The organism is Streptomyces sp. NK08204, assembly GCF_020400585.1.
GTDB lineage: Bacteria > Actinomycetota > Actinomycetes > Streptomycetales > Streptomycetaceae > Streptomyces.
The window spans coordinates 55,264-81,895 of sequence record NZ_JAINVF010000013.1 but is presented as its reverse complement, the minus strand read 5'-3'; the positions used below and the strand labels follow the sequence as shown (position 1 = coordinate 81,895).

The window sequence follows — 26,632 nt, the reverse complement described above, 5'->3', positions numbered from 1 at the left end:
GTTCCCACGCATAGGTCGGCAGCCGCGCCGGCTCCCCGTCCGTCGCGGGTGCGATGCGCCGCCAGTCGATCATCCGCCCGTGGGCATGCAGTTCGGCCGCGGCCCGATCGAGACAGGCCACCGCGTCGTCGTCGCGCCGCAGGGAGCCGACCACTGTCAGCTCATGGCCGGCGTCCTCGCCGATGGTCTGCACCGAGGTGACGAGCGACGGGTGGGGGCTCAGTTCGACGAAGTACCGGTAGCCGTCGGCCACCATGCGTTCCACGGTCGACGCGAACCGGACGGGCTCGCGCAGGTTGCGGTACCAGTAGTCGGCCTCCAGCTCGTGCCGGACCGGCTCTTCGGTGACCGTCGAGTACCACGTGACCGACGTCGGGTAGGTGACGATGCCGTCGAGGTCCGCCAGGAGTGCCTCGCGCACCGGCTCGACCTGCGCGCTGTGGGATGCGTAGTCCACCTCGAGGGCCCGGGTGAACACCTGCTCCTTCTCCAGCTCGGCCAGCAGGGCGGCCAGGGCTTCCGACTCCCCGGCCACCACGGTGGCCCGGCCGCTGTTCACCGCGGCGATCGACACCCGCCCGTCCTGGTCCCGCAGCCGGGTCTCGACCTCGCTGCTGGGCAGGCCCACGACGGCCATGCCGCCGGCCCCGACGACACCGGCCAGTGCACGGCTGCGCAGGGCGACCACGGCTGCCGCGTCGCTGAGGCTGAGCGCCCCGGCGACGCAGGCCGCGGCGACCTCGCCCTGACTGTGTCCCACCACGGCGTCCGGCCGCACACCGTTCGCGCGCCACACCGCGGCCAGGGCCACCATGACGGCGAACAACACCGGCTGGACGACGTCGACCCGCTCCAGGGACGGCGCGTCGGCATCCCCTCGCAGCACGGCCGTCACAGACCACTGGGTGTGCTCGCTCAGGGCGGCGTCGCAGCGGTCGAGTTCGTCCGCGAACAGCGGGGAGCGGGCCAGCAGGTCACGGGCCATGCCCGCCCACTGCGCGCCCTGGCCGGGGAAGACGAAGGCCAGCTTGCCCGGTGCCGACACCCGGTGCGGCCCGGCCACGAGCTCCGTGGCGGGCTCCCCGGCTGCCAGGCCGCGCAGACCGCTCACGAGCTCGTCGCGATGACGCGCCGCGATGACGGCCCGGTGCTCGAAGTGCGTCCGGTGGTGGGCAAGCGTCGCAGCGATGGCGGGCAGGGGAAGTCGCGGGTCCGCCGTGACGGCGTCGAGGAGGCGACGGGCTTGCGCGTGCAGTGCCGGCTCGGTACGGGCGGACAGCGGGAACAGCACGAGCTGTGAACCTTCGCCGTCCGGCCGGCGGGAGGGCTGTACCGCTGCCGGCTCGGCCTCGGACGCCACGGGGACGTCGGGCGCCTCCTCCAGGATCACGTGCGCATTGGTGCCGCTGATCCCGAACGCGCTCACGCCGGCGCGTCGCACCCGGTGGCCGCGGGGCCAGGCTTGCGCCCGGCTCAGCACCTGCATGCCGGCACCGGCCCAGTCGACCCGCTCCGTCGGGTTGTCGGCGTGCAGGGATGCCGGCAGCAGCTCGTGCTGGAGTGCCAGCACGGTCTTGATGACGCCGCCGATTCCGGCCGCGGCCTGCATGTGGCCGACGTTCGACTTGAGGGATCCGACGCCGAGGGGATGTTCGGCCGGCCGGCCCGGGCCGAAGACGGTGCCGAGGGCGTCGCCTTCGATCGGGTCGCCCAGCAGCGTGCCCGTGCCGTGCGCCTCCACGTAGTCCACGTCGTGCGGAGCGAGACCGGCGGCGTCCAGGGCGGCTCGGATGACGCGCTGCTGCGCCAGGCCGTTGGGGGCGCTGAGCCCTTGGCTCCGGCCGTCCTGGTTGATGGCTGTGGCCTTGATGACCGCGAGGACCCGATCGCCGTCCCGGTGCGCATCTCTGAGCCGCTTGAGCATCACCAGCCCGCAGCCCTCGGCCCACACCACGCCGTCCGCGTCGCTGGAGAACGGCTTGCACTGCCCGGAGGGCGACAGCCCGCGCAGCCTGCTGAACTCGACGTGGCCGCGCGGAGTGACCATCAGTGTCACGCCGCCGGCCAGGGCGACATCGCACTCTCGGCTCGCCAGCGCCCGCGCGGCCAGATGCAGCGCCACCAGGGAGGAGGAGCAGGCGGTGTCCACCGTCACGGCCGGACCCTGCAGGCCGAGGGCGTAGGCGATCCGTCCGGAAGCGACACTGGTGGCCGAGCCCGTGCCGACGTGCCCGTCCAGCTGCTCCAAGCCGGCCGAGGCCAGATAGCCGCTCTGGTACAGGCCGATGTACACACCGGTGGAGCTGCCGTTCAACGCCCCGGGGAGCATGCCGGCGTTCTCGATCGTCTCCCAGGACGTCTCCAGCAGGAGGCGCTGCTGGGGGTCCATCGCCGCCGCCTCGCGGGGCGAGATGCCGAAGAACGAGGCGTCGAAGCGGTCGATGTCCGACAGGAAGCCGCCTCGCAGCGAGTAGGCCTTGCCGGAGACCTCGGGGTCCGGGTCGTACAGCGACTGGGCGTCCCAGCGGCCGGCCGGGACGTCGCTGATCACTTCCTCACCGGAGGCCAGGAGCCGCCACAGCTGGTCGGGGGTGTCCGCGCCGCCGGGGAAGCGGCAGGCCATCGAGATGACGGCGATCTCGTCCGCCGCCTCAGCGGCCACCGGCACTCGGGGCGGAGCCGGCGTGGCCGGCCCCGCGGACGGGTGATCCGGGCCCTTGCCGGCCACCGCCTCGGCGACCTCGGCGATGCTGGGGTGGTTGTAGAACAGAGACGGTTCGAGGTCTCGGCCGATCCGCAGGGACAACCTGCCCACCAGTGCCACCAACTCACGTGACCCCAGGCCGAATTCGGCAATCGGACGGTCGACCGCGATCTCGGTGGGAGCAACGCCGGTACGGTCGGCGACAGCTTCGGTCAGCCAGCCCCGGACCGCCTCCGGTGTGTTGTCGATGGACGCGCCGCTCGCGTCCTCGGGAGCCGGCGAGAACGTCATGTCGGCTGGGTCGACAGGCGGCTCGGGCGACTTGTTCTCAAGCATGATGGCAACCGTTCTCGCGGGCTCGTTCAGGGGTCTGCGGCGCGATCCGTCGTGCGGCGATCGACCTGGACAGTCGGCGGGTCAGTGGCTACTCGGCGGGGCGGCCCGCCGGCTCGAGTACGGCGAGCGTTCCCTCGAGGTAGGCAGCCCGGGAGGCCTGGCGCTGGATCTTCCCACTGGACGTCTTGGGGATGGATCCGGGCTTGATCAACACCACGTCCCGCAACGACAGGTCGTGGGTCTCGCTGATGGTGCTGCGGATGACCGCCGAGATCTCGCCGATCTCGGGCATGGCATCCGGCGACGCTTCCGCGACGATGACGGGTCGTTCGCCCAGCGAGCCGTCCTCGACCGAGAAGGCGGCGGTGCAGCCCGGACGCACGGCCGGGTGAGACATCTCCGCGGTCAGCTCCAGGTCCTGGGGGTAGTGGTTGCGTCCGTCGATCACCAGCAGGTCTTTCACACGGCCGGTGACGAACAACTCGCCGTCCCTCATGAATCCCAGGTCGCCGGTCCGCAGGAAGCCGCTCCTGCCGTCGCGCAGCGATGCCTGGAAGACCTCGCGGGTCTTCAGCGTGTTGCGCCAGTAGCCGCGCGCGACACTCGCGCCGGAGACCCAGATCTCCCCGCCCTGGCCCTCGGGACACTCCTCCTGCCGGTCGGGATCGGCGATCACCACCGGCATGCCCGGGCGGCCGCAGCTGACCACCTCGGCAGCGTCTCCGGGCCTGCCCGACACCGTCGGCGCCTCGTCCACGGAACCCCCGCTCACCATGAGCGTCGCCTCGGCAAGCCCGTAGCACGGGTAGAAGGCCTCATGCCGGAACCCGGCACGCGCGAACGTGTCGGAGAACCGCCGCAGCGTCGCGGCGCGGACCGGTTCGGCACCGTTGAATGCCACGCGCCAGGTGCTCAGGTCGAGGCGGTCGAGGAGCTCAGGGGTGGCGTCCCGAAGACACAGCTCATAGGCGAAATTGGGCCCGCCGCTGGTGTGCGGCCGGTACCGGGAGATGGCATCCAGCCAGCGCTCGGGCCGCTGCAGGAAGTGCAGCGGTGAGAACAGCGTGGAGGTGGCGCCGAGATGGATCGTGTTGAGCACCGGGGCGATCAGCCCCATGTCGTGGTAGACGGGGAGCCAGCTGACATAGAGCTCTCCACCGTGCGCCGCGATCGCGTCCGGCGTGTGCCCCATGCGTTCCGTCATGACCCGTTGGTTGTCGAGCAGGTTCCCGTGGGTCACCACCACGCCGCGCGGCGCCGAGGTCGAACCCGAGGTGTACTGGAGGAAGGCGACCGAATCCGAGGTGATGTCGGGTTCGCGCCAGTCCCCCGCGGCCTCGTCATGGAATTCCTCGGTAGCCACGCAGGTGATGTCGGCGAGTCCGGTGAGGGCGTCCAGGGCCGGGCGCAGGGCGTCGAGGATCTGGCGGGTGCCGAGAATCACCTCGACGTTCGCGTCGGCGATCAACCGCTGCATACGGTTCAGGGCGCGGTGGTTCTGCGAGCGCCCTTGCGGCGGCACGCCCGGAACGGCTATGACGCCCGCCGCCAGGCAACCCATGTAGCCGCATATGAAGTCCAGGCCCGGCGGATACAGGAGCAGTGCCCGGGAGCCGGCCAGTCCGCGCCGCTGAAGCCATGAGGCGATGGCCTTGGCACGCCCGTCGAGCTGACCGTACGTCAGCGTGTCCACGGAACCGTCACATTCACCGGTGGTCAAGTACCGGTAGGCGATCCGGTCGGGCTCGTCCGATGCGCGAGAGGTCAGCACTTCCACCAATGACCGAACCATCTGCAAGACCCACCTAGTCTGGCGATTTTGGGGACGGGCTGCTGGGCGTACCACGGCGAGGCCACAGGAGGCCGTTCGGCTGCGCAGTACTCGGCGCTCGGCACGCCCACACTATTGGCCCCACCATCGCATTTCTCTTAGCCCGTCGGGCTATTGACGGACCGCCAGGAAGCTGCATGGCACGAAGTCCCCCCGGGCCCGTGCCGACCCGGTCGGTGGGACAAGCACGGGCTTCCAGGAGCACGTCCGGGACGGCACGTTCGCGCAGGCCTTGGTCCGGCCGCGGGGCTGCAGCGCGCACGCGACGGCCGCCTGCGCAACCCGGTCACCGGCGCCCCGAAGGCCGGACGGCGCCCCCGCGTCGCCGCCGCCTTCCGCCCCGGCGCGCAGGTCCCAGGACTCCCGCCGGTTCTCCTCGGCCGCACCTGATCGCCAAGCCGCCCGTGATCGCGAAACCGGCAACCGGCTCAACCCTCGCGAACACTCCGGTACGCCGTGCCGTGTTCCGGACCGCCGGAAGGCTGCATGCCGCCGACGCTCCCGGCACACACGCGAGGACCACGGGGGACAAAGTGCCGTGCAGGTTCATGACGTTCCTCGGGCCCTGTTCTCCCAGTGGCCGGCTGCGCCAGGCTGGATGCGCACAGAGCCCTGAGACACAGTCGTCGTTCACGATCGGCAGACTCCATGACGCGCGTGATCGCGCTCCTGCTTGGATCTCTTCACGCGCTTGGGGGGCGCCACGGTGCGCGCCACGGTGCTGAGCTCCACGGCACCGGCGGGAGCGGTGATCACGAGCTCGGCCGGACGGGACGCCACCTCCCCCGCCTCGACCGGAGGGGAATGACCAACGCTGCCGAGCGGTAGATCACCTGCCACGAGCAATGACGGGAACAGAGAGCATTGGCCCAGCAGTCAGTTCCGGTCACCGTGTTGGACAGCGCCATCGTTCTGGGTCCCGCTGCTGGAACCCGGACCGGCCACCAAGAACTCGTGCGCCGCTCTCGCATGTGGCAGCGGGTCCTGCGGGAGCGGAAGGGCCGGCGCGAACCAGCGCCCGCGGTCTCGGTCCGCAGGGCCCTCGAGTCCGGCCTCGGCGGTCGGCCCGGAGTCGCGGCGATCGTGCAGCGGGCGAGCGGTCGGACCACCTACCTGAGGGTGACGGGATCAGGCCGTTCACAGTGGACCGGCATCAGGTCCCTGGCTGATCTCGCATGCATCGGCCCGACAGCGGCAGCACCTGACGGGCCCGTGGATGTGTCGGGGCTCCTGCGGCCGTGGTGCGGCCTGCTGGCGCCCGGCAGCTCATCTCGCCTCTCACCCACCGGCCCCTACGAAACCAGGCTTGTCGTTTGCCCCTTGTCCGGGGAGCGCGAGAGCCGCGGCTGGGGACAGAGCGAAGCCGGCTCAGCTCTCTCGGCCGTTCTCGGCGGACTGAGGATGCTGGCTGCCGAGTCCTGTCCGTCCGATGGACTGCTGCGCGCGAACTCGGTTGGCGCCGCGGGGCCGTCCGAGCTCCACTGGCTGCTGGACGGCGCCCTGAGCCTTCTGGCCAGAGTCTCGACGGTGACGCAGAGACAGCAGCTCCCACCGCCTGTTGCCTGGCCGAACGCCACTCGTGGGTTCGCCTCGCCGGCCCGCGATTGGCATCTGGTGGTCCGCTGCGTCACGCAGCTCCCCGGCAGTTGGTGCACAGCACAGCTGGTTGACCGGAAATCGGGCGTCCAGGCGCCCGCGGAGTGGGGATGCTGCGTCGAAGACGCTGCTCGGCGCGCTGTGGCCGCCGCTCGGACAACCGGGGTCGGCTCGCCGTCTGAAGGGTCGCCGTCTGAAGGCGCGCCTGAAGGGCCCCCAGAACAGTGCGTGCCGTCGGCGAGCTGCCTGCTGACCGAGCTCGACCCGGCCTCGCTGATGCAACTGGCTTCCGGCATCCTTCAATGCCTCCGTCCAGCCAGGCTCAGGGTCCTGGGCGTCCGAGTCCTGGCCGATGCTCTGCTGGGCCGCCCGCAGATCGCGTGGGGACCGGTGTGGTTCGGCTGACGAATCACACCGGTCCGCGCACGGCATCACCGCCGAGAGAGCCTCAGTGACGTCTCCGAAACGCTGACCGCCTCGTCGTCGAGCAGTCCCGCCCGCATCGCGAGCACCCCGGCCTGGAACCGACTGGACGCTTCCAGTTCCTCCATGACTTCAGCGATGTGCCGCCGGCAGGTCCGTACCGAGATGCTCAAACGGTGCGCTATCAGTTCGTCCTTCGCACCTTCCGCGAGGTACCTGACGATGGCCCGCTTCATCTCGCTCCGGGCCGCGCCGTAACCGATCCCCGACGGCGAACGGTCCTCGAAGGGGACAGCGGTGGACCATGCCTGCTCCAGACCCCGGTACAGGAAATCGACCGTCGAGGGCTCCCGGACGGCGACGGCACCGTCGGACCCCATGCGGTCCGGGATGAACGCGACCTCGCGGTCGAAGATGACGATCCGGTCCGGAATCTCCTCGCAGGTGCGGATCTCGCAGCCCTCCGCCGCGAGTTGTGTCAGCCGGTGACGCATCATCGAGCTGACCCGAACGGGATGCTGGTAGAGCGTACGCATCCGCACGCCGCGGCGGAGCAGTTCGAGGCCCTGCGGGAGCGACCGCTCTATCGCACGCTCGGAGAAAATGCCGGGATGCGCGCTGAAGACTTCAACGGAACACGCTCGTGCTTCCTTCGCCAGAACCGACCGAACGCTTTCGGCATCACTGATGACATCAATGGCCTCCCGCCGATTCCTCGCCTGTCGACTTTGGAAATAGAGTGAATTTAAGGACAGTAACTGAGACTTCAGGCCCCCGACCTGCTGCTCACGTTCCTTGATGTCCACCTCGATCGGATTGACGACTTCCGCGATCGCCGACTCGGGGCTGACAGGAAGAAGAACATCGGGCTCGGACAGCGAGCTTCGCAGCAGGCTCAGCTCGATCAGAGTCCGCAGTGCATCGCTGACATCCGCAACCGATCCCCCGATCCCGGGCGCTGCCTCGAGCGCCTCCGCGCGGGATATGCCACCGCGCCTCAAAGACCATTCGTAAAGCTTCACCGCCACTGGCGAAAGTACCGAGTACCACCCTTTGTCCGAGTCGTTCACTTACAAGCCCCCGTTATCGTCCAGGCTGCCCTGACCGGCCTTCCGCCGACGCGCCATCAGGCCATAGCGTACTCAAGGTGTCAAGTCAATTGGCCCACGCTCGCCGCAACCCGCCCCTCACCGACAATCGGAAATGCACCACTTTGCAATCCGATGATCGATTCACCCGGGGGGAGGATTTCACCGGCCCCGTCCGACGGATCGCCGGTGCTTTATCATCGTTACTGATCATGCGTTGTCTTTCAGGCGAATCGGCAAGATCACCCCTTCTACCGGCAAGGCCGCGAAGTCGGACCGCCCGGTGAATGAATCGCTTGAGGCGCCGGGTGGCGGGTCGGCCGTCCCTGGGAAGTTCTCAACACCGAGGCCGGGCCTGGACCGGGACCGGACGGACCGCGGGGTTCCGCCGCACCGGCATGGGCTTTACCCGGCACGGTCCGGCGCCGGCATCACACCGTTCCCGCGCAGCAACGTCGTCATCGTGTTCAACAGCGCGCCGGGGGCCGGGCTCCCGCTGATCCCGGCCCGGGTCCTCCTCGTGGGGGACGGGAGGCTCCGGCCCGGGTGTCGTCAGCCGGACAGCGCGTCGAGCAGGCGGTCCACGTCCGCGGACGTGTTGTAGAGGTGGAAGGCCGCGCGCAGATTGCCCGCGCGGTCGGAGACCTCGATGCCGGCACGGCTCAACTCCGGTTGGCGACCGCCCAGTCCGGGCACCGAGACGACGGCCGAGCCGGGGGCGGGCACCGGTTCGTGGCCGAGGCCCGCAAGGCCGGCGCGGAACCGGTCGGCGAGGCCGGCGGCGTGCTCGTGAAGGACGGGCACCCCGATCTCCTCGATCAGTTCGAGGGAGCGGCGCAGCCCGGCGTAGGTGAACAGGGCGTGGGTGATGTCGAACCGCCGGGCGGAACGGGCGAGTTCGGCGACCGGGCCGTAGCAGCTGGCCCACGGCACCTCGCCCGCGACCCAGCCCGAGAGCACGGGGGTGAGCCCGCCGAAGTCATCAGGGACCGTGAGGAAGGCCGCGCCGTGCGGGCCGACCAGGAACTTGAAGGAGACGGTGGCGGTGAAGTCGTAGGCGGCCGCGTCCATCGGCAGCCAGCCCGCGCTCTGGGAGAAGTCGACGTAGGTACGGGCGCCGTGCTCGCGGGCGGCCTCTCGTACGGCGGCCAGGTCGGCGATCCGCCCGTCGGCCGACTGGGCGGCGCTGAGGGCGACCAGCGCGGTGCCGGGGCGCACGGACTCGGCGACCCGCTCCAGCGGCACCGTGCGGACGTTGAGGTCGCCGCGGACGTGGAAGGGGTTCAGCACGGAGGTGAAGTCGTCCTCGACGGTGAGGACTTCGGCGCCGGCGGGCAGCGAGGCGGCGATCACGCCGGTGTGCGCGGCGACCGAGGCGCCCGCCGCGACCCGGGTGGCGGGGACGCCGGCGAGCCGGGCGTACGCGGCCCGGCAGGCCTCCACGTCCTCGTACAGCGGGGCCAGCGGCCGGCCGTGGGCCCGCAGCAGTGCCGCCTCGTGCAGGGCCGCGACGGTACGGGCCGGCAGCAGGCCGTTGCTCGCGGTGTTGAGGTAGGTGGTCTTCGGGGTGAACTCGGCGCGGACGAGGCCCGCGAACGTCTCCGTGGTCTCCATGGGTCCACTGTGCGGCCCCATGAAGTCGTAGTCCATCGGGAATTTTTACGGGGTTTCGCTAAGCACTGCTTATAGATCCACGCCGAGCTGCGGATTCTTCGAGGCCCTTGACGCTCAGCTCTGAGGAACGGCGCACCCGTCCGGGCCGCAGGCCTCCGCGTCGCCCGGGTCGACCAGCTTCAGCGGGGAGCGCTCGCCCCACGCCTGGGTCAGCGCCCGGGTGAAGACCTCGGCGGGCTGGGCGCCGGAGACGCCGTACGTGCGGTCGAGGACGAAGAAGGGCACGCCGGTGGCGCCGAGCTCGGCGGCCTCGCGTTCGTCGGCGCGGACCTCGCCGGCGTAGGCGGCCGGGTCGGCGAGCACCGTGCGGGCGGCCTCGGCGTCCAGGCCGGCCTCGACGGCCAGCTCCACCAGGCGCTCGTCGCCCTCGGTGAATACGGAGCGCTCCTCGGCGAAGTTGGCCCGGTACAGGATCTGGATCAGCTCGTCCTGCCTGCCGTGCTCCTTCGCGAAGTGCAGCAGGCGGTGCATGTCGAAGGTGTTGCCGTGGTCGCGGCCCCGGGTGCGGTAGTCCAGGCCCTCGGCGGCGGCCTGGGCGCCCAGGTTGTCCTCGCCCGCCCGGGCCTGCGCCTCGCTCATCCCGTACTTGCGGGTGAGCATGGTGATCACCGGCTGGACGTCGCCCTTGGCGCGGCCCGGGTCCAGCTCGAAGGAGCGGTGCACCACCTCGACCTCGTCGCGGTGCGGGAAGGCAGCCAGCGCCTTCTCGAAGCGGGCCTTGCCCACGTAGCACCAGGGGCAGGCGATGTCGCTCCAGATCTCGACGCGCATGTCTTCGGCTCTCTCCAGGTCGTACGGGCGCGGAGGCTCTCCCCGGGCCGGTACGTGAACGTTCAATCAGCTGCGTTCATTCCCGGGGGTCACGCGAAAGTGCAGGTACAGGTGGTGGGCATCCTCGGCGGGCGGGCTCTCCGGGTCGGGGAGCCAGCCCTGGCGGGCGTAGAAGGCCTGGGCGCGCCGGTTGTCCGTGTGCACCTCGAGTACGGCCGTCCGCCTGCCGTCGGCCCGCCACTGCTCCACGCAGGCCGCGTGCAGCGCCGTCCCGATGCCGGCGCGCCAGTGGCCGGGGTCGACGTGGAACTGGAAGAGCTTGACCTTGTCCGCGGGTGCGCCGTCCGGGGTACGGAAGGACGCGATGCCCACGATCCGGCCGTCCTGGACGGCGCACAGGACGTGGGCGTCGGGGCGCTCGATGGAGCCTCGCCAGGCCTGGCACCAGTCCACCTCGGACGGGGGGAGGCCGTCCGGGTAGTACGTCGAGCGGGCCCGGACGTGCAGATCGGCGATGGCCTCGGCTTCGACCGGCAGGGCGGTGCGGATCACCAGGGCGCCGGTCACGCGTTCACTGATCACGCAGGGGAGGACGAGCCGGCACCGGCCGCGGTTCCGCATGGGGGCGGTCTCAGCCGCCGTCCCCGGGTCAGCCGCCGGCCCGGGTCAGCTGCCGTCTCTCAGGTCCCGCGGCCAGGCGGGCCGGAACTCCATGTGGTCGTAGGTGACCACGCAGCCCTCCCCCAGCGGCGACTGGGTCATGAAGCCGACCAGCGCCGCGTCCGTCTCCTTCTCGTCGCCGAGGGTGAAGAGCCGGACGAACGACCAGCGCTCGCCGTCCCGGGAGGCGTGGAAGGCGAAGGCACGGCCGGTCCGGCTGACCCGCAGCCACACCGAACTCCCCTCGACGGTGAAGGAGTTGGCGTCGTCGGAGTGTCCCCGGGTGACCACCGTGCAGACGGTGGGCAGGTCCGGGGAGTACTCCAGGCAGAGCTTGGCCCAGGCCCGTTCGCCGACGTGGACGTAGAGCACGCCCGCGTCGAAGGCGGAGCGGAAGCCCACGGTGACCCGGGCGATCAGCTGGAAGTCGCCGTGGGGCGCGCCCAGCAGCCGGGGGGCGTCGGAGGCGGGCTCCAGCGCCTCCCCGGTGGGCGTCACGAACCGGTCCTGCCGGGGCCCCGCCCACCCCGTGAGCACACCGTCCTCGTAGGACCAGTGGCCGTCAGGCCCGTAGGTGCGCAGGGCAAAGGGCAGTTCGGGGAGTTCCATGTCCATGGTCCGATTGTCGCAGCGGGCCGTCGGCGTCACCGCTCCAGGACCCCGTCGAACCGCCGTGGAACACCGAGGGGGTTGTCGTCGCGAAGTTCCTTCGGCAGCAGCGCCTCGGGCGTGTTCTGGTAGGCGACCGGCCGCAGCCACCGCTCGATGGCCGTACCGCCCACGGACGTCGACGTGGAGGTGGTCGCCGGGTACGGCCCGCCGTGGTGCTGGGCGGGGGCGACCGCCACGCCCGTCGGCCAGCCGTTGACGAGCACGCGGCCGGCGAGCGGGGTGAGTTCGGCGAGGATCTCCGCGCCCCGGCCCGCGCCTGCGGCCTCCTCCTGCGACAGCTGCACGGTCGCCGTGAGGTTGCCGGGCAGGCGGGACAGGACGGCGGCGGCCTCGGTGTCGTCCTCGTAGCGGGCCACCACCGTGACCGGGCCGAAGCATTCCTCCAGGAGCACGTCGTAGGCCCCGCCCTCGGTCAGCCGGCGCGCCGGCACCGTGAGGAACCCGGCGCCGACCGTGTGCTCGCCGCCCGCGCCGGGAGTGACCGGGGACTCCACGTCGGGCAGTCCGGTGCGTTCGACCACGCCCGCGAGGAAGTTGTCCCGCATGCGGTGGTCGAGCAGCACTCCGGGCTCGGTGTTGCTGACGGCGTCGGTGAGGGCCTTGACCAGGCCGTCACCCGCGGCCCCGGCCGGCACCAGCACCAGGCCGGGCTTCACGCAGAACTGGCCGACGCCGAGGGTCATGGACCCGGCGAGCCCGGCACCGATGGCCTCCGCGCGCTGGGCCGCAGCGGCCTCGGTGACCAGGACCGGGTTCAGCGAGCCCAGCTCGCCGTGGAAGGGGATCGGCACGGGGCGCGCGGCGGCGGCGTCGAAGAGGGCCCGGCCGCCGCGTACGGAACCGGTGAAGCCGGCGGCGGCGATCTTCGGGTGCCGGATCAGCTCGACGCCCGCTTCGAAACCGTGCACGAGGCCGATGGCGCCCTCGGGGATGCCGTGTCCGGCCGCGGCCCGGCGCAGCACCCTGGCGACCAGCTCGGACAGTGCCGGGTGGTCGGGGTGGGCCTTGACGACGACGGGGCAGCCCGCGGCCAGGGCGCTCGCGGTGTCGCCGCCCGCGACGGAGAAGGCGAAGGGGAAGTTGGAGGCGGAGTAGACGGCGACGACGCCGAGCGGGACCTTGTAGCGGCGCAGGTCCGGGACGGGCGGGGTGGCGGTGTCGTCGGGGTGGTCGATGACGACGTCGAGGAAGGCGCCCTCGTCGACGATGCCGGCGAAGGCCCTCAGCTGGTAGGTGGTGCGGGCCAGTTCGCCGGTCAGCCGGACCGGGCCGAGGGCGGTCTCGGCGTCGGCGGCCTCGATGAGCTGGTCCCGGGCCGCCTCCAGGCCGTCGGCGGCCGAGCGCAGGAAAGCGGCCCGGACCGTGCGGTCGGCGAGGGCGCCGCGCGCGGCGTGCGCCGCGTCGACCGCCTCGTCCACCTCCTGGGCCGTGGCCTCCACCGCAACCTGTTCGCGCTGCTTCCCGGTGCGCGGGTCGACACTCCAGACTGGTGCTGCTGCCACGCGGGTCCCTCCCGGTAAGACCGACCGCTGTATCGCCGCACCGCTTCTGCCGCTCGTATCGCTGTACAGGGGTCAGCCATCAGAGGCGTTCGATATGCTGAACGCCGTCTCTGATGATGAATATGCTGCTCGGAGACTACATACGTCGGGTCCTCAATATCCAGGCCCCGGTCGCGGAGGGGTCAAGGGCGATGTCGGCAGGGGAGTCAGGGGCCGGGGCGCAGGTCAAGTCCGCGGTACGCACGGTGGAATTGCTCGAGTTCTTCGCGGGCCGGCCCGGGATGCACTCCCTCGCGGCCGTCCAGGAGGCCGTGGGATACCCGAAGTCCAGCCTTTACATGCTGCTGCGCACGCTCGTGGAGCTGGGCTGGGTGGAGACGGACGCCACGGGCACGCGGTACGGCATCGGGGTGCGGGCGCTGCTCGTGGGCACGTCGTACATCGACGGCGACGAGGTCGTGGCCGTGGCCCGGCCGACCCTGGACCGGCTCTCCGACGACACGACCGAGACCATCCATCTGGCCCGCCTGGACGGGACGAACGTCGTCCACCTCGCCACCCGCCAGTCGCAGCACTACCTGCGCCCCTTCGCCCGGGTGGGCCGCCGGCTGCCCGCGCACTCCACCTCCCTGGGCAAGGCGATCCTCGCCACGTACACCGACGAGCAGGTGCGCAGGCTGCTGCCGGAGACCCTGCCCGCCCTCACCGGGCACACCGTCACCGACCGGGAGAAGCTCATCGAGGAACTGCACCAGGTCCGCGAGCACGGCTTCGCGGTGGACCGGGAGGAGAACACGCTGGGCCTGCGCTGCTTCGGCGTCGCCATCCCCTACCGCACCCCGGCGCGCGACGCGATCAGCTGCTCCGTACCGGTGGCCCGGCTGACCCCCGCCCACGAACAGACGATCAAGGACGCGCTGTTCGACGCCCGCGACCGGCTGACCCTGGCGACCCGGCGTCTGTGAACTCCCGATGAGAAAACCGGGCGTCCGGGAACGCCCGGCCCCGTCTGCACCGTCTACACGGTCGGGATGAACAAGACGATCAGGCGGGCGTCCGTCTTCGCGCTGCTGCTCGTGCTCGCTCTGCTGGTCAGGGCGACCTGGGTGCAGTTCTACGACGGCAAGGCCCTCGCGGACGACAACGACAACCGGCGCAACGCGATCCAGACGTACGCGCAGCCGCTGGGAAACATCATCGTGGCCGGTGACCCGATCACCGGCTCCGCCCGGACGAAGAGGGGCGACCTCGCGTACAAGCGCACCTACGAGGACGGTGAGCTGTACGCGGCGGTGACGGGCTACGCCTCGCAGTCCTACGCCCCGACCCAGCTGGAGGGCATCTACCAGGATCTGCTCAACGGCACCGACTCCCGGCTGAAGACCGTGACGGACACGCTCACCGGCCGGCGCTCCGACCCGGGCGACGTGGTGACGACGATCGACCCGGCCGTGCAGAAGGCGGCGTACGCCGCGCTGGGCGGCAAGAAGGGCGCGGCCGTCGCGATCGACCCGAAGACCGGCAGGATCCTCGCGGTGGCGTCGACCCCGTCGTACGACCCGACGCGACTCACCGACGCCAACACGGCCGGCTCCGCCTGGAAGAGTCTCAACGCGGACAAGGACAAGCCGCTCATCAACCGCGCACTGCGCCAGCCGCTGCCGCCGGGTTCGACGTTCAAGCTGGTCGTCGCGGCGGCGGCGCTGGAGGACGGCCGCTACAAGAGCGTCGACGACCCCACCGACAGTCCGGACCCGTACACCCCGCCGGGCACGACGCGGGCGCTGGTGAACGAGAACAGGTCGGCCCCCTGCAAGAACGCCTCGATCAGGGTCGCCCTGCGGTACTCCTGCAACAACGTCTTCGGCAAGATGGCCGTCGACCTCGGTCAGGACGAGGTCAGGGACATGGCCGAGAAGTTCGGCTTCAACGACGACCGGCAGGACGTCCCGGTGCGCGCCTACGCCAGCGTGTACCCCTCGGACATGGACAAGCCGCAGACCGCGCTGTCCGGTATCGGCCAGTTCGACGTCACCGCGACCCCGCTCCAGATGGCCATGGTGTCGGCTGCCATAGCCCATGACGGCACGTTGGTCTCGCCGCATATGGTGTCGCGGATCACCGACAACGGGGGTGACGTGCTCGAGAACTATGACGACGACGCCGGCACCCGGCGGATCGTCAGCTCCTCCACCGCCGCGCAGCTGCGGTCGGCGATGGAGACGGTGGTGAAGGACGGCACCGGTACGAACGCGCTGATCGACGGGGTGACCGTCGGCGGCAAGACCGGTACCGCCCAGCACGGCGAGAACAACAGCAAGACGCCGTACGCCTGGTTCACGTCCTACGGCACATCCGGCTCCAGCGGCAAGGAGGTCGCCGTCGCCGTCATGGTGGAACAGTCGGACGCGGCCCGCTCGGAGGTCAGCGGCAACGGGCTGGCCGCGCCGGTGGCCAGGGCGATGATGCGGGCCGCGTTGACGTAGGCGGCGCCCCAGCGGGCGCCCGCGCTCACTTGACGCCGAGGAGCTGCTCCACCGGGTCGATCGCGAAGTACACCAGGAACAGCGCCGAGACGCCCCACAGCAGCCAGTTGACCTCCTTCGCCTTGCCCACGGCCGTCTTGATGACGACGTAGGAGACGAAGCCGGCGCCGATGCCGTCGGTGATGGAGTAGGTGAACGGCATCGCCGCGATGGTGAGGAACGCGGGCACGGCGATCTCGTAGTCGTCCCAGTCGATGTGCTTGACGTGGGTCATCATCAAGAAGCCCACTGCGATCAGCGCGGGCGCCGCCGCCTGCAGCGGGACGATGGTGAGCAGCGGGGTGAGGAAGAGCGCCAGGCCGAACAGCGCGCCGGTGACCAGGTTGGCGAAGCCGGTGCGAGCGCCCTCGCCGACGCCGGCCGCGGACTCGATGTAGGCGGTGTTGGAGGAGGCGGAGCCGAGCCCGCCGGCCACGGCGGCGGCGCCGTCGATGAAGAGCACGCGGCCGATGCCGGGCACCTGCCCCCGCGCGTCCAGCAGCCCGGCCTCGGCACTGATGCCGACGATGGTGCCCATGGCATCGAAGAAGTCCGACAGGATGAGGGTGAAGACGAGCAGGACGGTGGTGAGGACGCCCGCCTTCGCGAAGCCGCCGAACAGGTCGAAGTGACCGATGAGCCCGAAGTCCGGGGCGGCGACGATCTTGTCCGGGACCTTCGGGGTGGTCAGACCCCAGCTCTTCACGTCGGCGACGGCGTCGATGGCGATCGCGACGACCGTCATGGTGACGATGCTGATGAGGATCGCACCCTTCACCTTGCGGGCGAGCAGCGCGATGGTCAGCAGCACACCGAGGCAGAAGACGAGCACGGGCCAGCCGGTGAGGCGGCCGGTGGCGCCGAGCTGCACGGGCACGGTGGTGTGCGCGGCGTCCGGGACACGGCTGACGAAGCCCGCGTCGACAAAGCCGATGAAGGCGATGAACAGGCCGATGCCGACGCCGATGGCCTGCTTCAGCTGGTGCGGGATGGCGTCCATGATCGCCTTGCGGAGTCCGGTGAGGACCAGCAGGCAGATGACGACGCCTTCGAGGACGACCAGCCCCATCGCGTCGGACCAGGTCATCAGCGGGGCGAGCTGGAAGGCGACGACGGCGTTGAGGCCGAGGCCCGCGGCGATGGCGAGGGGCAGGTTGCCGCCGACACCCATGACGATCGTCATCACACAGGCCACCAGCGCGGTGGCGGTGACGAGTTGGCCGGTGTCGAGGTGGTGGTGGTACTTGTCCTCACCGCTGCCCAGGATGATCGGATTCAGGACAAGGATGTAGGCCATGGTGAAGAACGTGGCGAAGCCGCCGCGTATCTCCCGGCCGAAGCCTGATCCCCGTGCGGAGATCGCGAAGTAGCGGTCGACGCCGTTGCGGGCAGGTGGCACGGCGCCCGGCCGCTGGTCCGCCTTCTGCGTCTGGGACATGGTCCAACTCCTCGTCGCCTGGTGAGCGGTGTGCGGATGCTGGCTGGATTGTTCCCCCACCGAACCGGTTTCAGGTTTTCACCGTGTTACGGAATACGGTTCGCATCCCCACCCACTGTTCGACCACCCGCACGACTGCGGCGAGGAGAGAGCCGGGGGGTGCCGAACTCACCTGTCCGGCCCGTCGGCTGACGCGCGGCGTGGTCGCCGGCCTCGCCCGCACCCGGACCCGCGGCGCGGTGCGCGAGCGCCGCCGGATGCGCTGCTCCGGTCGCACCACGACGCCGCGGGCGGCTCGCACGACGGACCAGGTCCTCGAGCCGCCCGCGGCCGGCCGGAACGGCCGGAAAGAGGGCCGGAAGGCGCCGCAGGGCGCCGGGAGGCGTCAGGACACGAAGTACGTCGGGTTCGGCAGCTTGTAGGTGCGGTCGGCGTGGCCGCCGTCCAGGTCCGAGTACTGGTCGCCGAAGTTGGCGATGATGTCGTACCCCAGGTCGTCCTCGATGTGCTCGCGCGTGCCGGACTTGTACTGCACGGTGGTGCAGTTCCAGGCGCCCGGGGTGGCGCAGTCGCTCAGGTAGGCCGGCGGGTTGGCCTTGTCCTTGAGGAACATGTGGTCGGTGTCGAGGTTGACGTCGGCGCCGATCTTCTTCAGGTTCGCGACGGCGGCGGCGCGCTGGGACTCGCCGAGCCCGGAGTTGTAGAAGACCTCTACGCCCTTGGACTCGGCGTACCGCACCAGCTCGGGGCTGCCGAAGACCGCCGGGCGGTCGGCGCGGTTCACGTAGTCGGCCCACGTGGCCGGGTTGAACGTGTAGTTGTAGCGCTTCTCGTAGTCGAGGCTGAGCAGCAGCGTGTCGTCGATGTCGAAGACGACGGCGGGCTTCTCGCCCCGGTGCTGGGCCTTGCGGGCCGCCTTGTCGATGTAGCGCATGGCGTCGGCGTCGATGTCCGCCAGGTCCTGGGCGTACTGGCTGTCCGGGGAGGCCTGGTAGACGCCGCTCGCGTCGGCGTGGGTGCCGTAGTAGGTGTCGATGTCCTTGACCAGGAGGCCGATGTTGTACGGCTCCTGGGTCGAGTTCGCCGTCGTCTGGTCGGCGGTGGCCGCTCCGGCCCCGTAGAGGGCGCCACCGGCGAGGGCGCAGGCGGCGGTGACGGCCGCGATCCGCAGTGATTTATGCATGACAGGTTTCTACGCGCGTCACCCGGGGTAGCGCGAGACCCGTTGCCCGATCGATATCAAGCCATGGGCCGAACGGGCCTCGCACGCCGTCCCGTTGCCGCCAGTTCATCGTGGCGCCGGTGGTCGTACCGCCGGTGGTCAGGAACGTGGGGGACGGCAGGGACCGTTGGGGAACGCCTGCCCGGACGACGGTGTCTTCGGCGAGCCCCACCGCAACCGCGTGTCAGTCGCGGGAGTTGCCGGCCAGGCTGCGGTAAGCGATGAGCAGCACCAGGGAACCGGCGATCGCGGCGCCCCAGGTGTAGAGGTCGAAGAAGTCTTCCTCCACCGGGCGGTCGAGGAAGCGGGCGGAGAGCCAGCCACCGACGAAGGCGCCCGCGACGCCGGTGAGAGTGGTGGCGAACAGGCCGCCCGGGCTACGGCCGGGCAGCAGTGTCTTGGCGATGCCTCCGGCGAACAGGCCGAGGATGATCCAGCTGATGATGCCCATGCGTTGTCGTTCCTCCCGTCGGGTCGGGGTCCGTGCAGAGTGCGCCGGAGACCGACACTTGGTTCGTTTGATCAGGAAGCACTGGTCGTGCTTGGTCGGGTGGTAGGGGGATGGAGGTGCCGCGGTGGCAGGTGGGGCAGGCGCCGGTCCGGACGGCGCGGAGTGTGGGCGGCTCGCGGACGCCCCGGTGGGGGCCCAGGCGGCGCCGCGTCCGTGGGGGTGGGGGCCGGCCGTTGGCGGATGCAGCGGGCGTGGGCGCCGCCCGGGGCCGGCTCTTTCAGTCCGCGATTTCCTTCGCGGCGCGGATTCCTGAGAGGTAGGCGCCGTGGACGGTCTGGTACGAGGCGCGGTGCGTCGCCTCGCCGGCGAAGTGCACACGCTTGTCGACGCTCGCGGCGAGATGGTCACGCATGGCCGGCGTGGAGCCGATCCTGTTGTACGAGTACGAGCCTCGCGCGTACGGGTCGGATGCCCAGCGGGTGATCTGGTAGTCGAGCGGGGCGGGGATGTCGCTGCCGAAGACGGTTCTCAGCGTTCCCATGGCGCTGTCGACGATCCGGGTGTCGCTCCAGCCTTCGATCGTACGGCCGAAGTCGGCGGCGTTGAAGCCGAGCAGCACCGGCTTGCCGGTGGGGCGGGTGATGTTGATCCACTGTTCCCACCGGCCGTACCCGTCCACCTCCGGCACATAGGTCATCCAGTCGGTGTCCGGCCAGAACACCTCGGGGAACCGCAGGTAGCACTTGTTGAGGACGCCCGTACCGAGCTTGGCGATGGCGGTGCGCTTGCCCGCGGGCAGACCGGGCCCGAACGTGACCGCGCCGCTCTGCAGGACACCGAGCGGCAGCGTCACCACCACATGGTCGGCGTCGAAGGTGCCCTTGTCGGTGGTGACGGTGACACCGCTCGAGTCCCAGTCGATGTGCTCGACCACGTGCCCGGTGCGGATGGACAGCCCGGAGGCGAGCAGATCGGTGATCTGGCGGTAGCCGCCAGGGAACAGCACGTCCTTGCCCTTGATGTCCGCGCCGCTGTCGAAGTACAGGGCCGACATCTGGTTCACGCTGCCCGAGTACTCGTGCTCGTAGTCGTTGAGCCCGAAGGAGGCCAGGGCCTTGTCGTGGTCGGACAGTGAGGACCAGTGCAGGGCGCGCTCCACGACGCTGCGCACCGACGCGTCGCTGTCCGCGTTGTCCTGGTACGCGGCGAGAGCGTCCTCCATCTTGGTCTGCCAGCGCTCGATCGCCCTTTCCTGGGCGTCGCCGGCCTCGCTGCCGTCGGGCAGGTAGTCGGTGGAGCTGTCGGGGTCGGTCACGACCGTCCGCGCCTTGGCCTTCGCGGCCAGTGCGGCGATCGGGTTGTTGTCGATGCCGTGGATCCAGGAGGCGCCGAGGTCGAGCGGGACGCCGGCCCATTTCTCGCTGGTCCAGATGCGGCCACCGATCCGGTTGCGCGCCTCGAGGACCACCACGTCCTCACCCTGGTCGGCGAGGCGGCGGGCCGCGGCCAGACCGCTGATCCCGGCTCCGACGACGATCACCTTGTGACGGTCGGACGAGGCCGATGTGGAGCCCTCATCGGCCGGACCGACCCTGCAGGCGGCCAGAGGGGTGAGCGCGGCGCCCAGGCTCGCGCTCTGCAGGAAGGATCGACGGTGCATGGTCATGGGTATGCCTAACTGTGGTCTGGCTGCTACGAGCGTGGGCGAGGAACGCCCGGCCTGCGCGGCGCGCTGCGGGAACGAAGCCGACCAGGCCTGAGCGGCAGCGGCGCTCGTGTCGCGGGCCGCGTCGAGGCCGATGCGTGTGTCCGGCGTCCGATCCGACCGCCCGCTACGCGGAGCCGGCGACCGTGCAGGCGGTCAGTTGCCACTCGCCGGCCGTTGGAGCATGGCCGGAACGGGCAGGTGCATCAGTGACGCCGCATCTGTGCGACGTCGTCGGCGCAGAGTGCAGAACAGTCTCGTGCGGTGGCCCGGCCGCCCTGCTGGAGGCCGGGGTCCCCGCCACGAAAGCCCGGCGGGCTGCGACGAGGAGACGGTGCAGCACTGCGGTTGGCCGCAGAGCCGGTCAGGCCGCGGGACAACAGAGGCACCCCCTTCAGTACAATCCCACTGACGCAGCAGAGCATACATTGAAGCAATGATGCTTCAAAAGAGACATTGGAGATGACGCTACATGCGTATCCCCGCGGCGGAGGTACTGGAGTCAGCAACGGCGGTCCTCGCCAAGGACCGGGGGGCGTCGATGCAGGTCATCGCTGCCCGAGCGGGGATCAGCCGGGCCACCCTGCTCCGCTTGTTCCCCACCCGCCAGGTGTTGGTCCAGGCGATGGCGGAGAAGATCCTGGACGACTGCGACCGGGTCCTGGCCCAGGCCGAAGCCGACACCGCGCCCGTGGAGCAGGTGCTGGCCGCAGTGGTCGCCGAGTACACGCCGTTCGCCCAGCTGTGGAATTTCGTCTACGTCGAGCCCGATGTCCTGGGCGTGCCCGAGGCCAGCGAGCGGGCCGGGGCGATCTTCAGGCGGACCGTCTCGCTCGTCGAACGCGGCCAGAACGCCGGGCTGCTGAGGGGCGACATGCCGGCCACCTGGCTGGCCTCGACGTTCTGCGGCCTGGCCGAGACCGCCTGGGAGCTGACGCTCGAAGGCCACATGGGCGCCCGCCAGGCCCCGGACTTCATCAACGCGATCCTGCTGCACGGCGTGACCGCCTGACGATGCTCGCCATCAGGCCCGGCTGGACGGCCACGTCAACGCCTGCTCAGCGCCCCGGCCGCCGGGCAGTGCTGATCGGTCCGTCGAGATCACGACATAAGCTGCGCCGGAATCTGGACCACGGGGAGGCATGAGTGGGGCGGGAATCCATACTCGACGGCCGTTACGAGCTGGTCGAAAAGCTCGGCCACGGCGGCATGGGGACGGTCCACCGAGGGGTGGACCGACGGCTGCGCCGCACGGTCGCGGTGAAACTGCTCTCCCCGGCGCTGGCCCACGACCCGCAGGCGCGAGCACGCTTCCGGCGCGAAGCCCACGCGGCTGCCGCGCTGAACCACCCGGCCGTGGCCACCATCCATGATGTCGGCGAAGAGCCACACCCGGACGGCGCGCGCCCCTACCTCGTCATGGAGTACGTCCAGGGCCCCACCCTCGCCGACGTCCTGCGGGACGGCCCGCTGCCCGTCGCCGACGCCGTCACCGCGGCGTGTGCGGTACTGGAGGCGCTGCGCCACAGCCACGAGTGCGGCATCGTGCACCGGGACATCAAACCCTCGAACATCATGCTCACCGGCCCCGGCACCGTGAAGGTCCTCGACTTCGGCATCGCCAAGGCGTTCACCGAGGGCGCCACCCGCATCACCGCCAGCGGTGCGGCGATAGGCACACCCGCCTACCTCTCCCCGGAACAGATCAACGGCATGGAGGTCGACCACCGGGCCGACCTCTACGCGATGGGCTGCCTGCTGCACGAACTGCTGACCGGCCGGCCCCCCTTCCTCGGCGAAACGCCGTTCGCCGTCATGCATCACCACCTGTACTCCGAACCCGAGCCCGTCTCCCTGCTCCGGGCCCAGGTACCACCCGCCGTGGAGAGCGCGATCCTGCGCGCCTTGCGCAAGGATCCGGCGGAACGGTTCGCCGATGCGGAGCAGATGCGCACAGCCCTCACCGACGCCCTGGCACAGGCCGCGATGCCGACCGTCCAGGCCGCCACGCCACGGCCCCCAGCCACGCAGTCCGGCGGCCGAGCCGCTCCTCAGGACAAGCCCCGTATCCCGCTGCGCCCTTCCACCGACGGAGCACTGGCGCTGCTCGGATGCCTGCTTTCCCTGCTGTGTGCACACGGCCAACTGGTCGACACCGCCCACTTCGGCCGGATCGCGATCGCGGCCGGCGTGCTCGGCCTGGCGACGCTTCCCTGGTCGACACGCGTGTCGTGCGTGCTGGGGTGGGGACCGGTGGCCGAGGCCGTGGCGGTCAACTCCGAACTGCGGCGCGCCGAGGTCGGGTGGGACAGGTCCTACATGGCCATCGCCGCCCTGCTGGCACTGGCCGCCGCCTGCTGCCTCGTCCACGCGGTACGCGGCCGGGGGCGCGGCGTCGGAGCACTGGTCGCCTTCTGGTTCAGCGCCACCGCGTCGATCTGGTACTTCCTCGACGACCTGCACAAGCTCTTCGTCTTCTACCTGCTGCTGTCGCTGGTGGCCCTTGCCGGCGTGTCATGGGAGACCGTCGAACTCGTGCGGCGCCGGGCCGGGGACAGGCGGGCAGCGCCGGACGAATCGCCCGCCGGTGCGACGCCCGGCCGCCGGCTCACGCCCGCGGGGACCCGGAACACCAGGGCATGACGAGGTCGTCCGCCCGGCTGTGGTCTCCGGCCAAGGAGGCGCACGACCCTCGTCAGTGGTGCTGATCTACGGCGACGCGGAGAGAAATCGCTCAGCCCGTCGCCCGTCGTCGTCTGTCTGATCGAGGTGAAGAATGCGACCGAACCCGGCTGTTCCGACCGGGGCAGCTCCGGTGGTTCAGCCGCTGTCCCCGCCCAGGCGGGTGAAGCTGACGCCCCTGGTGGCGCTGATCTTCTTCAGCGTCTCCGGCGGCGCCTACGGCATCGAGGAACTGTTCTCCACCTCCGGTCCCGGAACGGGCCTGCTGCTGATCGTCGTCACGCCGCTGATCTACGGCATCCCGCACGCGCTGGTGTGCGCCGAGCTCGGCACAGCGATCCCCGTCGACGGCGGCTATTACCACTGGGTGCGGCGCGGGCTGGGGAACTTCTGGGGGTTTCAGCAAGGAGTGCTGGGCTGGCTGTGCAGCTTCGTGGACATGGCCGTCTACCCGGTTCTGTTCACCAGCTACCTGCAGCCCATGGCGACCTGGATCACGCCGGGCCAGCACGTGCTCTTCGCCGTCGGCCACCTTCAGTTCGACCTGAACTGGTTCGTCTGCCTCGCCGTCATCGCCGTCTTCACGCTGGTCAACCTGATGGGCGCGGCCCGGGTCGGCGACTTCTCGGTCGTCTTCGCGATCGTCTGCCTCACCCCGATGCTGTTGCTGAGCGTCGTCGGCTTCGCGCATCTGTTCAGCCACGGCACGAACCCGGCCATGGAACTGACCAGCCGGCCGGACCAGTCGGTGGGCAACGCCTTCGGTGCCGGGCTCTTCCTCTCCATGTGGAACTACAGCGGCTGGGACAGTGTCTCGGCCTTCGCCGGCGAGACGGAGAACCCGCGCAAGCACCTGCCGCGGGCGCTCGCCCTCTCGGTCGTGGTCATCGCCGTCGGCTACCTGCTGCCGGCACTCGCCTCGCTCGCGGTCGGACCGACCGGCCCGGTCGGCTGGAAGAACTGGCAGAGCGGTTCCTTCTCCGACGTGGCCAAGGCCCTGGCGGGACCGTGGCTGCAGATCGCGGTGACGGTCGGCGGCATGTTCGCCTCGGTGGCGATGTTCTCCGCGCTGCTCGCCTCCAACGCCCGCATACCCTTCGTGCTGGCGAAGGACGGCTACTTCCCGGCGGGGCTGGCGAGGAGGAGCGCACAGCGGCAGGTGCCGGTCGTCGCCGTCATCAGCTCGTCGGTGATCTACGCGCTGTTCTGCCTCAGCAGCTTCGGCAACCTCATCATCGTGGACGTCTTCCTGACCAACGTCACGCTGCTGCTGCAGGTCGCCGCACTCATCGCGCTGCGCGTACGCGAGCCGGAACTGGAGCGTCCGTACCGCATCCCCGGCGGGGCCTTCTCGCTTTCGCTCATCAGCCTGAGCCTGACGGGCGTCTGCGCTTGGGCGGCCTGGCAGCAGTACGCGCAGAACGGCACCCAGGCGGTGACGTACTGCCTCCTCGCCGTGGGCGGCTCCACACTGCTCTACTTCCCACTCGCCTGGCGGCACCGTGAAGGCCGCTGCCGGCGGCGACCGCCGGCAGCGGCATGCGGGGTTCCACGGTCGACACCCACCGCTCCTGGGGAGCTTCACGCAGGGCCTGCTCCACGCGTCAGCCGTCCGCAGAACCGCCGCGCACCTGGATGACAGCGCCGGCGGTGGCGTTCTCACGGGTCCCCGGCCTGGCCGGCCACCGCGCGGGCGCCGGGCACCTGAGCCGCCCCACCCGGCCGGGGCGCCCCTCGCCCCGGCCGCCCTCGCCTCCCCGGAAGCGAGGCAGGAGGGGCCACACCGTTCGTCAGTGCTCACGGCGAAGAAGCCGGTCGGCTCAGAAGGTTCGGATGTCGCCCTCGACCGCGGTGGAGGTGGGCCGCCCGGAGACCTCGGCGGCACGCGCGGTGGCCGCCTCGCGGGTGAGGGCGGGCCCCACATGGGTGACGAGCAGCTCGCGCACCCGCGCCTCATGGGCCACCCGCCCGGCGTCCTCCGGCGTCAGATGCACCTGTTCGCCTCCGTGATGCGCGTCGATGTCCGCCTCGCACAGGAAGAGGTCGGCGCCGATGGCGAGTTCGGTGAGGGCGGGGCAGGGGCCGCTGTCTCCCGAGTACGCGAGCACGCTGCCCTGGCACTCGGCGCGCAGTCCGTACGCCTCGGTGCCGTGGGCGACGGCCCGGGTGGTCAGCCGGAGGTTCCAGTGCCGGACGTCGTGGCCGTCGTACAGGGGCCGGAAGTCGAAGACGTTCTTGAGGAAGTCGACGTCCGCCCGCCCGAAGAAGCCGGCCAGCCGCCGGGCGCAGTCCTGCGGGGCGTACAGGGGGACGGGGGCGGCCGGGGTCATCGCGCCGTACGCGAAGGCGTAGGCGGCACAGAGCAGGTCGGCGGTGTGGTCGGCGTGCAGGTGGGAGATCCAGATCGCGGTGAGCCGGGCGGGGTCCGTGTGCCGCTGCAGCGCGGCGAACGAACCGGGGCCCGCGTCCACCCACACCTCGGCACCTCCGCCGGAGAGCAGATACCCGGAGCAGGGGCGGTCCGGGCCGGGATGCGGGGAGGCGGTGCCGAGGACGGTGAGCGTGATGGGCATGAGGGGAGAGTACGACGCCGAGCGCACGGCCCATGGACGTCCCACCGGGCACGCCGGTCCAGGTGCTCATGCCGGTCCTGGCGGGCCGCTCGCGCGGCCGGCCAGGACCGGTCAGGCGGTCGGGCCGGGCCATCCCGGGTCCCGGCCGCTGAGGCCCACCGCGCGGTCCAGCAGCGGGGCGCCGGACGGGACCGGGACGACCCGGCCGAAGGCGCCCTCGCCGCGGCTCGGGTCCTGGGCCATGCCGAGGAGGAAGCCGTGACCCGATTCCAGGGCGGCCCGGTCGGGCTCGTAGGGCACGCCGATCGCGCGGGCCAGGTCCCAGCCGTGGATCACCAGCTCCTCGACGGCCACGGCACCCGCGACCGCGCCGGGCAGGGGCACCCCGCCGGCGCGGGTGTCGCCGGTCCAGGCGGCCGGGTCGCGCCAGGCGTCGGCCAGCTCGGCCAGCGCCTTGGGCAGCTCCTCGCGCCAGCCGGGCCCGAGGTCCGGCACGTGGGCGTTCGGGCTGGTGTCGGTCGTCGGCCCGAAGTCCTTGCGGGCGGCGTCGCGGAAGGCGACGGACAGCCCCTGGACGTGGGCCAGCAGGTTCCGCACGGCGTAGTCCGGGCACGGCGTGGGCGCCGAGAGCTGCTCGTCCGTCACGGTCTCGGCGAGCCGCGCCACGATCCGCGTCTGCGGGCCCAGGTCGACGATGGTCATTCCTTGCTCCTTATGGGTTCCCATACAAGTACGCAGGGGTGACCGACGGGCGCCCGGAAACTCATCGGTGCCGGGCG

General features: G+C 70.8%; 18 protein-coding genes and 1 pseudogene. 5 read left to right on the top strand and 14 right to left on the bottom strand.

Annotation, left to right across the window (positions count from 1 at the left end; translation table 11 throughout):
• Positions 1-88 precede the first annotated feature (88 nt).
• From K7G59_RS35390 to K7G59_RS20780, 8 genes and pseudogenes are all read right to left on the bottom strand, one after another.
• Positions 89-2,995: pseudogene (locus K7G59_RS35390) on the bottom strand (beta-ketoacyl synthase N-terminal-like domain-containing protein); the annotation flags it as partial.
• Positions 2,996-3,128: 133 nt separating this feature from the next.
• Positions 3,129-4,832, bottom strand: a complete 1,704-nt coding sequence (locus K7G59_RS20810; RefSeq protein ID WP_225836367.1) for a fatty acyl-AMP ligase — start codon at positions 4,830-4,832, stop codon at positions 3,129-3,131.
• A gap of 2,066 nt (positions 4,833-6,898) precedes the next feature.
• Positions 6,899-7,960: a LuxR C-terminal-related transcriptional regulator gene (locus K7G59_RS35085; protein ID WP_225836366.1), complete on the bottom strand. Its 1,062-nt coding sequence runs from the start codon at positions 7,958-7,960 to the stop codon at positions 6,899-6,901.
• 570 nt (positions 7,961-8,530) lie between these two features.
• Positions 8,531-9,592, bottom strand: a complete 1,062-nt coding sequence (locus K7G59_RS20800; protein WP_225836364.1) for an aminotransferase class V-fold PLP-dependent enzyme — start codon at positions 9,590-9,592, stop codon at positions 8,531-8,533.
• Between the two features lie 114 nt (positions 9,593-9,706).
• The gene (locus K7G59_RS20795) at positions 9,707-10,423 is read right to left on the bottom strand and encodes a DsbA family oxidoreductase (protein ID WP_225836362.1); all 717 of its coding nucleotides are present in this window, start codon (positions 10,421-10,423) and stop codon (positions 9,707-9,709) included.
• A gap of 66 nt (positions 10,424-10,489) precedes the next feature.
• Positions 10,490-11,005, bottom strand: a complete 516-nt coding sequence (locus K7G59_RS20790) for a GNAT family N-acetyltransferase (protein WP_225836360.1) — start codon at positions 11,003-11,005, stop codon at positions 10,490-10,492.
• Between the two features lie 84 nt (positions 11,006-11,089).
• Positions 11,090-11,698, bottom strand: a complete 609-nt coding sequence (locus tag K7G59_RS20785) for a DUF1349 domain-containing protein (protein WP_225836359.1) — start codon at positions 11,696-11,698, stop codon at positions 11,090-11,092.
• A 29-nt stretch (positions 11,699-11,727) separates the two neighbouring features.
• Positions 11,728-13,257, bottom strand: a complete 1,530-nt coding sequence (locus K7G59_RS20780; RefSeq protein WP_225836358.1) for an aldehyde dehydrogenase (NADP(+)) — start codon at positions 13,255-13,257, stop codon at positions 11,728-11,730.
• Between the two features lie 191 nt (positions 13,258-13,448).
• Between K7G59_RS20780 and K7G59_RS20775 the strand changes: the two genes are divergently transcribed.
• Together K7G59_RS20775 and K7G59_RS20770 are read left to right on the top strand one after the other, a co-directional pair.
• Positions 13,449-14,222, top strand: a complete 774-nt coding sequence (locus K7G59_RS20775; RefSeq protein WP_225836357.1) for an IclR family transcriptional regulator — start codon at positions 13,449-13,451, stop codon at positions 14,220-14,222.
• A gap of 66 nt (positions 14,223-14,288) precedes the next feature.
• A complete protein-coding gene (locus K7G59_RS20770; protein WP_225836356.1) occupies positions 14,289-15,743 on the top strand; it encodes a penicillin-binding protein 2 in 1,455 nt (484 codons plus the stop codon).
• Positions 15,744-15,768: 25 nt separating this feature from the next.
• Here K7G59_RS20770 and K7G59_RS20765 read toward each other — a convergent pair whose 3' ends face one another.
• From K7G59_RS20765 to K7G59_RS20750, 4 genes are all read right to left on the bottom strand, one after another.
• Positions 15,769-17,220, bottom strand: a complete 1,452-nt coding sequence (locus tag K7G59_RS20765; RefSeq protein WP_225836354.1) for an NCS2 family permease — start codon at positions 17,218-17,220, stop codon at positions 15,769-15,771.
• A gap of 385 nt (positions 17,221-17,605) precedes the next feature.
• Positions 17,606-18,403 (bottom strand): HAD family acid phosphatase, encoded by a 798-nt coding sequence (locus tag K7G59_RS20760; protein ID WP_225836352.1) that lies wholly within the window; start codon positions 18,401-18,403, stop codon positions 17,606-17,608.
• A gap of 223 nt (positions 18,404-18,626) precedes the next feature.
• Entirely contained in the window at positions 18,627-18,893 is a 267-nt protein-coding gene (locus tag K7G59_RS20755; RefSeq protein WP_225836350.1) for a GlsB/YeaQ/YmgE family stress response membrane protein, read from the bottom strand.
• A gap of 277 nt (positions 18,894-19,170) precedes the next feature.
• On the bottom strand, positions 19,171-20,553 hold the full coding sequence (locus K7G59_RS20750; RefSeq protein ID WP_225836349.1) for an NAD(P)/FAD-dependent oxidoreductase: 1,383 nt from the start codon (positions 20,551-20,553) through the stop codon (positions 19,171-19,173).
• A 517-nt stretch (positions 20,554-21,070) separates the two neighbouring features.
• On the opposite strand from K7G59_RS20750, the gene K7G59_RS20745 reads away from it, so the two are divergent.
• From K7G59_RS20745 to K7G59_RS20735, 3 genes are all read left to right on the top strand, one after another.
• Positions 21,071-21,610 carry a TetR/AcrR family transcriptional regulator gene (locus K7G59_RS20745; protein WP_225836348.1) on the top strand — a complete coding sequence of 180 codons (540 nt, stop codon included), beginning with the start codon at positions 21,071-21,073 and terminating at the stop codon, positions 21,608-21,610.
• Between the two features lie 134 nt (positions 21,611-21,744).
• A complete protein-coding gene (locus K7G59_RS20740; protein ID WP_225836347.1) occupies positions 21,745-23,241 on the top strand; it encodes a protein kinase in 1,497 nt (498 codons plus the stop codon).
• A 172-nt stretch (positions 23,242-23,413) separates the two neighbouring features.
• Positions 23,414-24,919: an APC family permease gene (locus tag K7G59_RS20735; RefSeq protein WP_225836346.1), complete on the top strand. Its 1,506-nt coding sequence runs from the start codon at positions 23,414-23,416 to the stop codon at positions 24,917-24,919.
• 181 nt (positions 24,920-25,100) lie between these two features.
• Here K7G59_RS20735 and K7G59_RS20730 read toward each other — a convergent pair whose 3' ends face one another.
• Both K7G59_RS20730 and K7G59_RS20725 read right to left on the bottom strand, forming a co-directional pair.
• Positions 25,101-25,853 (bottom strand): MBL fold metallo-hydrolase, encoded by a 753-nt coding sequence (locus K7G59_RS20730; RefSeq protein ID WP_225836345.1) that lies wholly within the window; start codon positions 25,851-25,853, stop codon positions 25,101-25,103.
• Positions 25,854-25,964: 111 nt separating this feature from the next.
• Positions 25,965-26,555 (bottom strand): TIGR03086 family metal-binding protein, encoded by a 591-nt coding sequence (locus tag K7G59_RS20725; RefSeq protein WP_225836344.1) that lies wholly within the window; start codon positions 26,553-26,555, stop codon positions 25,965-25,967.
• Positions 26,556-26,632: the final 77 nt, after the last annotated feature.